Raw genomic sequence first — 2,981 nt, forward strand, 5'->3', positions numbered from 1 at the left:
GCTGGGGATTCCAGGCGGGAGCCCCGGCGGGGCAGCGCGATGCCGCACCACCGCTACCGGCCGGCCCACGAGCGGGTCGAAATCCCCGAGATCCCGCGCGCGTGGCCGGGCCGCAGGATCGAGCACGCCCCGCTGTGGGTGCCCGTCGACCTGCGCGACGGCAACCAGGCGCTGGCAGAGCCCATGGACACGCCACGCAAGCGGCGCATGTTCGACCTCCTCGTCGCGATGGGGTTCAAGGAGATCGAGGTCGGCTACCCGTCGTCGAGCCGGACCGACTTCGACTTCGTCCGTCACCTCGCCGAAAGCGGCGCGGTGCCGGACGACGTGACCCCCGTGGTGTTCACCGCGGCCCGCCGCGACCTCATCGAGCAGACCTTCGCCTCGATTAAGGGCATGCCGCGGGCGGTGGTGCACCTGTACACCGCGACCGCGCCGGTCTGGCGGGACGTCGTCCTCGGGCAGGACCGGGCCGGGCTGCACGCGCTCATCCGGGAGGCCGCCGGTCACATCGCGCGGCTCGCCGACGCGATGCCGGGGGCGGCTGTACGGTTCGAGTTCTCGCCCGAGGTGTTCAACTGCACCGAGCCCGACTTCGTCCTGGAGGTCTGCAACGGCCTCACCCGGTTGTGGGACGCCTCGCCCGACCGGCCGGTGATCCACAACCTGCCCGCCACCGTCGAGATCGCCACGCCCAACCTGTACGCCGACCAGATCGAGTACATGCACCGCCACCTGGAACGGCGTGACGCCGTCATCCTCTCGGTCCATCCGCACAACGACCGGGGCACGGGGGTGGCCTGCGCGGAGCTCGCCGTCCTGGCCGGGGCGCAGCGCGTCGAGGGCTGCCTGTTCGGCAACGGCGAGCGCACCGGGAACGTCGACCTCGTCACGCTCGCGCTGAACCTGTACGCGCAGGGGGTCGACCCGATGGTCGACTTCTCCGACATCGACGTCATCCGGCGGACCGTCGAGGAGTGCAACCGGCTGCCGGTCCACGTCCGTCATCCGTACGGCGGGGACCTCGTCTACACGGCCTTCTCCGGGACCCATCAGGACGCCATCAGCAAGGGGCTCGCCCACCACGAGCGGGCGGCGGCCGAGCGGGGCGTGCCGGTGGGGGAGGCGCCCTGGGCCGTGCCGTACCTGCCGATCGACCCGGCCGACGTCGGCCGGACGTACGAGGCGGTGATCCGGGTCAACAGCCAGTCGGGCAAGGGGGGCGTCGCCCACCTCCTCCGGGTGCACCACGGGCTCGACCTGCCCGGGGCGCTGCGTGCCGAGTTCTCCCGCGTCGTCCAGGACGCGACGGACCGCAGCGGCCGGGAGGCCACGCCGAAGGACCTGCTCGAGTTGTTCCGCGCCGCGTACACGGCGGAGGGCGGGCCGGTCACTCTGGCGTCGTGGACGGCGGACGGTGGTGGGTTCCGCTGCGTCCTGCGCCGGGGTGCGGCGGCGTACGAGGGAAGCGGCGCCGAACCGGCGGACGCCCTCGCCGCCGCCCTGGCGGCGGCCGGGACGCCGGTGGAGGTGCTGGAACGGGACGGGCACCCGGTGGAGGGCGGCGCCGTCGCCTACGCCCGGTGCCGGGTGGACGGTGCCTCCGTGTGGGGCGCGGGCGAGGACGCCGGCGCCGCGGCGGCGTTCGCCCGGGCCGTGCTCGCCGCCGTCAACCGCGCCCTGGCCGAGTGAACCGGGGGAGTGACCGGCTGGACTCTCCCCCTGTGGGAGGTCGCATGCTCCTCCCGGCGGTCCCGGTGAGGATGAGGAGAGCGATCATGGCCATGGTGAAGGGCGTCGAGGCCCGCGGCACGCACCACTGCGAGACGACGACCCTGGGAGTGCTGCTGCGGCACGAGGGACTCGACCTGTCCGAGCCCATGCTGTTCGGGCTGGGCTCGGGTCTGTCCTTCGTCTACTGGGACAGCAAGGGCATGCCGTTCCCTTTCCTCGGGGGCCGCGTCAAGCCCTTCGAGCTCACCAGGAACCTGGCCGCCAGGCTGGGACTGACGTTGACGACGGAGGAGACCACCTCACCACGCAAGGCGTGGGAGAACGTGGCCGCCTCCATCGAGGCCGGTCGGCCGGTCGGCCTCCAGCTCGACTGCTACCACCTGGACTATTTCCGCTCCAAGGTGCACTTCGGTGGTCATGTCGTCGCCATGTACGGCTACGACGAGCACGACGTCTACCTCGTGGACACCGATCAGCAGGGAGGAGCGGTGCGCACCGGCCGGGCCGGCCTGGCTAGGGCACGGGCCGAACGCGGCCCGATGACCGCCAGGAACCGATCCTTCACCATCGCCCTGCCCGCTCACCCGCTCTCCTGGCAGGACCGGATCGTCCCCGCGATCAGGGACTGCGCCGAGGCCTTCCTCGCCGCGCCCATCGCGAATCTGGGCCATCGCGGCATAGAGAAAGCCGGCAAGCAGGTGCCCGGCTGGCTGCGGCGTGCCGGCGACCCGAGCCGGGACCTGCCGCAGGCCGCCCTCCTCATGGAGCAGGGCGGCACCGGCGGTGCCTTGTTCCGTGCCCTCTACCGCGACTTCCTCGACGAGTGCACCCGTCTGATCGACGACGACGACCTCCGCGCCGGTCACCGGCTGTATGCCGAGGCCGCGGTCCTGTGGACGCGGGTGTCCAGTCTGATCGCGAAGGCGGGAGAGACCGGCGACGCGGGGCATCTCGATGAGGCCGGCGTGATTCTCCACGATCTTTCGCGCATCGAGAGGGAGGCGATGCAGGCGCTGCGCCGGCTGTCGGCCGGAACACCGGGCTAACCCTCACGCGAGCGGTGCGCACGGACCTTGTGGCGGTTGCCGCACCGCTCCATCGAGCACCAGCGCCTGCTGCCCGGACGTGAGGTGTCGACGAAGACGAGGGCGCAGTTGTCTCCCGCGCACTCCCGGACCCGGTGCGCGTACGGGCCGGTGAACAGCTCGACGGCGTCCCTCGCGACGGTTGCGACCACCTGGGCCCCG

At 72.1% G+C, this 2,981-nt stretch carries 3 protein-coding genes; 2 read left to right on the forward strand and 1 reads right to left on the reverse strand.

Annotation, left to right across the window (positions count from 1 at the left end):
• Positions 1 to 39: 39 nt before the first annotated feature.
• Both AB0J39_RS38955 and AB0J39_RS38960 read left to right on the forward strand, forming a co-directional pair.
• Entirely contained in the window at positions 40 to 1,692 is a 1,653-nt protein-coding gene (locus tag AB0J39_RS38955; RefSeq protein WP_363474169.1) for a 2-isopropylmalate synthase, read from the forward strand.
• Between the two features lie 86 nt (positions 1,693 to 1,778).
• Positions 1,779 to 2,780, forward strand: a complete 1,002-nt coding sequence (locus tag AB0J39_RS38960) for a BtrH N-terminal domain-containing protein (RefSeq protein WP_363474166.1) — start codon at positions 1,779 to 1,781, stop codon at positions 2,778 to 2,780.
• Here the strand turns inward: AB0J39_RS38960 and AB0J39_RS38965 are convergent.
• A partial coding sequence (locus AB0J39_RS38965) for a CGNR zinc finger domain-containing protein (RefSeq protein WP_363474167.1) occupies positions 2,777 to 2,981 on the reverse strand: 205 nt, incomplete at its 5' end. The genes AB0J39_RS38960 and AB0J39_RS38965 overlap by 4 nt on opposite strands.

It is taken from the genome of Microbispora sp. NPDC049633, assembly GCF_040675265.1.
In the GTDB taxonomy this organism is placed as follows: domain Bacteria; phylum Actinomycetota; class Actinomycetes; order Streptosporangiales; family Streptosporangiaceae; genus Microbispora; species Microbispora maris.